We start from the raw sequence: 6,011 nt of genomic DNA, 5'->3' as shown, positions 1-6,011 counted from the left end.
GCCTACGGCGGCCTGTTCGACGACAACTTCCACATCCCGGGATTCGGGCACTGGGCGGCCATCGGCTTCCTCGAGGACTTCTTCGCCGTGGCGGTCCTCGCCGGCCTGGCCGCCTTCACGATCATCCGGTTGAAGGACGCCCCGGCGCGGCTGGAGCGCAAGTCGCGATTCTACGGCTCGCACACCGGGCCGGCCTGGGTCATCCTCGGCCTGATCACCGCCGTCATCGTGACACTGTTGATCTGCCGTGGCGCCCAGTACAACACCGGCAACCTCCCGCAGGGCCAGACAAAGTGGGCCTTCGCGTCCTACGCCGTGAGCCGCATCTTCTCCGGCCTCTCCCACGAGGTGAACGAGGGCATCGAGACGGCCTTCCTACTGCTCAACGTTGCGGTGATCATGGGCTTCTCGGTGCTGGTGGTCTACTCGAAGCACCTGCACATCGGCCTGGCTCCGATCAACGTCGTGCTCAAGCGCCAGCCGGTGGCCCTCGGCCCGCTGGCCACCACCCCCGACATCGAGAAGCTGATGGAGGAGGACGAGCCGGTCGTCGGCGTCGGCAAGGTCGAGGACTTCTCCTGGAAGGCCATGCTCGACTTCGCCACCTGCACCGAGTGCGGGCGGTGCCAGAGCCAGTGCCCGGCGTGGAACACTGGCAAGCCGCTGTCACCGAAGTTGTTGATCATGGATCTGCGTGACCACCTCTTCGCCAAGGCGCCCTACCTGCTGTCCACCGAGGGCGCGGCGGAGGGCGAGGAGGCGCCGAAGGCGGTCACCGGGATCGCCGAGGACGCCTCCGACTCCCACACCGTGCACCATGTGCCCGAGTCCGGCTTCGGCCGGGTGCCGCAGCCCGGTCAGCCGCAGGTCGACCGGCCGCTGGTCGGCACCGAGGAGGAGGGCGGGGTCATTGATCCCGACGTCCTGTGGTCGTGCACCAACTGCGGCGCGTGCGTTGAACAGTGTCCGGTGGACATCGAGCATGTCGACCACATCGTCGACATGCGTCGCTACCAGGTGATGATCGAGTCGGCGTTCCCGTCCGAGGCCGGCGTCATGCTGCGCAACCTCGAGAACAACGGCAACCCGTGGGGCGTCTCGCCGCGGACCCGCACCGAGTGGACCGAGGGCCTGCCCTTCGAGGTGCGTGTCCTCGGCGACGGTGAGCAGATCCCCGACGACGTCGAGTACCTGTACTGGGTCGGCTGCGCCGGGGCGATCGAGGACCGCGCCAAAAAGGTCGCGCGGGCCTTCGCGGAGCTCCTGCACACCGCCGGGGTCGAGTTCGCGATCCTCGGTACGAACGAGTCCTGCACCGGAGACCCGGCGCGCCGGCTCGGCAACGAGTACCTGTACCAGGAGATGGCCAAGGCGAACATCGAGCTGCTGAACGCCACGGGCGTCAAGAAGATCGTTGCCACCTGCCCGCACTGCTTCAACAGCCTCGCCCGGGAGTACTCGGCTCTCGGCGGTCAGTACGAGGTCGTCCACCACACCCAGCTGCTCGGCAAACTGGTCGAGGAGCGCAAGCTGGTGCCGGTGACCCGGGTGGAGTCGTCGGTCACCTACCACGACCCCTGCTTCCTCGGGCGGCACAACAAGGTCTACACCCCGCCGCGGGAGATCCTGGCGGCAATCCCGGGCATCCGGGGCCAGGAGATGCACCGCTGCAAGGACCGCGGCTTCTGCTGCGGTGCCGGCGGCGCGCGGATGTGGATGGAGGAGAAGATCGGTAAGCGGGTCAACGTGGACCGGATGGAGGAGGCCCTCGGCCTCGACCCGGACGTCGTGTCCACCGCCTGCCCGTTCTGCATCGTGATGCTCACCGACGCCGTCACCGAGAAGAAGCTGAGCGGCGAGGCGAAGGACGGCGTCGAGGTGCTCGACGTCTCCCAGCTCCTGGCCCGTTCGCTGGCGCCGGCGGCGCCAGCGGCTCCGACCGAGGCGTCCGCCGAGCCTGTCGGCTAGATTGTGCCCTTGCCTTTCCAGAGGGATAAATTGAACATGAAACCCTCTGGAAAGGCAAGGAAGCTGAAAGGCAAGGAAGTCAGCCTGGGGGGATCTCCCCGTTCGGGACCGGTGCGCGGGTGAAGTCCCGGTAGGCCCTCGACGGAGTCGGGCCGCGCTGGCCCTGGTAGCGCGAGCCGTAAATGGTCGAGCCGTACGAGTGCTCGGCCGGCGAGGACAGCCGGAACAGGCAGAGCTGGCCGATCTTCATGCCGGGCCAGAGTTTGATCGGCAGCGTCGCCACGTTCGACAGTTCCAGCGTGACGTGCCCGGAGAAGCCGGGGTCGATGAAGCCCGCCGTCGAGTGCGTGAGCAGCCCGAGCCGGCCGAGACTCGACTTCCCTTCCAGCCGGCCGGCGAGATCGTCGGGCAGGGTGACGATCTCCAGCGTCGAGCCGAGGACGAACTCGCCCGGATGCAGGACGAACGGCTCGTCGCCCTCCGGGGCGATGAGCTCGGTGAGATCCTCCTGCTCGAGAGAGGGATCGATGTGGCTGTACCGGTGATTGGCGAAGACCCGGAACCAGCAGTCCAGCCGTAGGTCGATGCTGGACGGCTGGATGAGGCCAGGGTCGTGGGGGTCGAGACGGATCCGGCCCGTGGCGATCTCGGTCCGGATGTCCCGGTCGGACAACAGCACGTCCCGGACGTTAGAGCATGAGTGGTTGATCTTCACCCTCTACCCGGAGGTTGATCTTCACCGTCCACCCGGAGGAGGACGGAGCCGCGTGGAAGAGTGAGACGGAGCGTGACCCGGGTAGGAGGCACGTGGCCGGTCGATGAATACCCGGCCGGACGGGTGGGTGCTCCCGGGGAAGGCTGGGGCGGAAGGGACAGGCGGGACGGATGCTCGGGCTACCCGATCACATCGAGGCATGTCTGTTCGACCTGGATGGCGTGCTGACGAACACTGCGACGATCCACGCGGCCGCGTGGAAAGAGATGTTCGACGATTTCCTGGAGAACTGGGCCAAGCGGTCGGGAGGGCCGTTCGTCCCCTTCGACCTCGAGCATGACTATGCCGAGTGCGTTGACGGCCGGCCCAGGATCGACGGAGTGCGAGCCTTTCTCGACGCCCGTCACATCAGGCTTCCCGACGGAACACCGGACGACCCGCCGTCCGCGCTCACCGTGCATGGGCTGTCCAACCGGAAGAATTTCCTCCTGCTGGAACGGATTAGGAGGGACAGTGTGGACATCTACCCCGGCTCGGTGACGTACCTGCGGGAACTGGCCGCGCGGGGGATCCCCCGCGCGGTCGTCTCCTCCAGCGCCAACTGCGCCGAGGTGCTGAAGGCGACCGGGCTTGACGCCCTCGTCGACGGAGCGGTGGACGGCGTCGTCGCCGCCCGTGACCATCTCGCCGGAAAGCCAGCGCCCGACACCTTCCTCGCCGGCGCCCGGCTGCTCGGGGTGCCGCCGCGGCGGGCGGCGGTGTTTGAGGACGCCCTGGCCGGCGTCGAGGCGGGGCGGGCCGGCGGGTTCGGCTGGGTCGTGGGGGTCGACCGGGTAGGGCACGCCGCAGCGTTGCGCGCCCACGGGGCCGACATCGTGGTAAACGACCTGGCGGACCTGCTCGGCCACGGCTCCGGACCCGGCCCCGCGTGATCGACAAAGCGTCTTATCTGATTGAGCCGTGGTCCATCCAGGAGTCCGGTCTCGACATCTCCGATCTGGGCCGGTCCGAGTCATTGTTCGCCCTGTCCAACGGCCATATCGGGCTCCGGGGAAACCTCGACGAGGGCGATCCGCACGGCCTGCCGGGCACCTACCTGAACTCGGTCCACGAGCTGCGGCCCCTGCCCTATGCCGAGGCCGGCTATGGATATCCCGAGTCCGGCCAGACGGTCATCAACGTCACCAACGGCAAGGTGATCCGTCTACTCGTCGACGACGAGCCGTTCGACATCCGCTATGGCGATCTGCGGTCGCATCAGCGGGCGATCGACTTCCGGGAGGGCGTGCTCCGGCGGGACGTGGAATGGGTCTCGCCGGCGGGGCAGACCATCCGGGTGCACTCCGAGCGGCTGGTGTCGTTCTCGCAGCGTTCCATCGCGGCCGTGTACTACGAGATCGAGCCGGTGGGCGACCCGGCGCGGATCGTCATCCAGTCGGAGCTGGTGGCCAACGAGCAGCTGCCGGCCTGGCACGGTGACCCGCGGGCCGCGGCTGCGCTGGAGTCGCCGCTGCGGTCCGAGCGCCATCGGGCGAGCGGCACGATGGTCGAGCTCGTCCACATCACCCACCGCAGCGAGATCCGTGTCGCCGCGGCCATGGACCACGAGTTCGCCGGGCCGGACTCGCTGGGTGTCTCCTCGGAGAGCGAGCCGGACGCCGGCCGGGTGACGGCCACGGCGGTGCTTGCCCCGGGCGAGAAGCTACGGATGGTCAAGTTCATCGCCTACGGTTGGTCGGAGCAACGGTCCCTCCCAGCCCTGAGGGACCAGGCCGCCGCGGCGCTGGTCGCAGCGCGGCAGACCGGGTGGCCCGGTCTCGTCGGCGAGCAGCGGCAGTACCTGGATGCCTTCTGGAAGCGGGCCAACGTCGAGGTCGACGGCGACCCGGAGGTGCAGCAGGCCGTTCGCTTCGCGCTGTTCCACGTCCTGCAGGCCGGAGCGCGGGCCGAGCGGCGGGCGATCCCGGCCAAGGGCCTGACCGGCCCCGGATACGACGGGCACGCCTTCTGGGACTCCGAGTCGTACGTGCTCCCCGTCCTGACGTACACCGCGCCTGACGCGGCGGCCGACGCGCTGCGCTGGCGGTACGCGACTCTGCCACTGGCCAGGGAACGAGCCGATCTGCTCAATCTGAAGGGCGCCGTCTTCCCCTGGCGCACCATCCACGGCGAGGAGTGCTCCGGGTACTGGCCGGCCGGGACGGCCGCCTTTCACGTCAACGCCGACATCGCCGACGCGGTCGCCCGCTACGTCACCATCACCGGGGACGAGCAGTTCGAGCGCACGGTGGGGCTGGCGATCCTGATCGAGACCGCCCGGCTGTGGCGGTCGCTGGGACATCACGACCTCGACGGCCGCTTCCGGATCGACGGTGTCACGGGCCCGGACGAGTACTCGGCCATCGCCGACAACAACGTCTACACGAACCTGATGGCGCAGCGGAACCTCGTGGCCGCGGCGGACGCCGCCCGCTGCCATCCCGACCGGGCCGCCGAGTTGGGCGTGGATGCCGAGGTCACGGCGTCCTGGCGGGACGCGGCCGAGAACATGTCCATCCCCTACGACCCCCATCTCGGCGTCCACCCGCAGTCCGAGGGATTCACCGAACACCAGGTCTGGGACTTCGCGAACACCGCGCCCGAGCAGTACCCTCTGCTGCTGCACTTCCCGTATTTCGACCTCTACCGCAAGCAGGTCGTCAAGCAGGCGGACCTGGTCCTGGCGATGCAGCGCCGGGGTGATGCCTTCACGATGGACGAGAAGATCCGCAACTTCGCCTACTACGAAGCTCTGACGGTTCGGGACTCGTCACTGTCGGCATGCTCCCAGGCGGTGCTGGCCGCTGAGTGTGGGCACCTGTCGCTCGCCCATGATTACCTGCGCGAAGCCGCCCTGATGGATCTGCATGACATCGAGCACAACACCGGAGATGGGCTGCACATGGCCTCCCTCGCGGGAAGCTGGATCGCCCTCGTCGAGGGCTTCGGTGGGCTGCGTGACGGCGGTGAGGTGATCTCGTTCGCGCCGCGGTTGCCCGAGGGACTGACCAGGCTGGCCTTCGGGCTCTGTGTCCGCGGGCGGCACCTGCGGGTGGAGGTCTCCGACTCGACGGCGGTCTACACCGTCCCCGCGGGGCCGGCGATGACGTTGCTGCACCACGGCAAGACCGTCCGGGTGGTTCCCGGCCAGCCGGTCAGCATGGAGGTCCCGCCGACGCCCGTCCTGGAACGGCCGAAGCAGCCCCCGGGTCGGGAGCCGCTGCGCTTCCTGCGCCTGCCCGGGACCGGCGGCCGCTCCGGTGCGGGTGGGGGCGCTGGTGGGGGCGCC

Annotated in this window: 4 protein-coding genes; 3 read left to right on the top strand and 1 reads right to left on the bottom strand. The window is 68.7% G+C overall.

From position 1 onward, the window contains the following. The coding region (locus ACY45C_RS17390; protein WP_462188613.1) for a (Fe-S)-binding protein at window positions 1-1,968 on the top strand (1,968 nt) is incomplete at its 5' end. A gap of 79 nt (window positions 1,969-2,047) precedes the next feature. Here ACY45C_RS17390 and dcd read toward each other — a convergent pair. Continuing rightward, window positions 2,048-2,647: a dCTP deaminase gene (gene dcd / locus ACY45C_RS17385; protein ID WP_462188612.1), complete on the bottom strand. Its 600-nt coding sequence runs from the start codon at window positions 2,645-2,647 to the stop codon at window positions 2,048-2,050. Between the two features lie 206 nt (window positions 2,648-2,853). Between dcd and ACY45C_RS17380 the strand changes: the two genes are divergently transcribed. Beyond that, entirely contained in the window at window positions 2,854-3,615 is a 762-nt protein-coding gene (locus ACY45C_RS17380; RefSeq protein ID WP_462188611.1) for a beta-phosphoglucomutase family hydrolase, read from the top strand. After that, window positions 3,612-6,011, top strand: a 2,400-nt coding sequence (locus tag ACY45C_RS17375) for a glycoside hydrolase family 65 protein (protein WP_462188610.1), incomplete at its 3' end; no start/stop codon positions are given. The genes ACY45C_RS17380 and ACY45C_RS17375, both read left to right, overlap by 4 nt.

The organism is Frankia sp. CcWB2 (assembly GCF_977927585.1).
The sequence above is the reverse complement of the archived record's forward strand: the minus strand, read 5'-3'. Positions and strand labels throughout refer to the sequence as shown.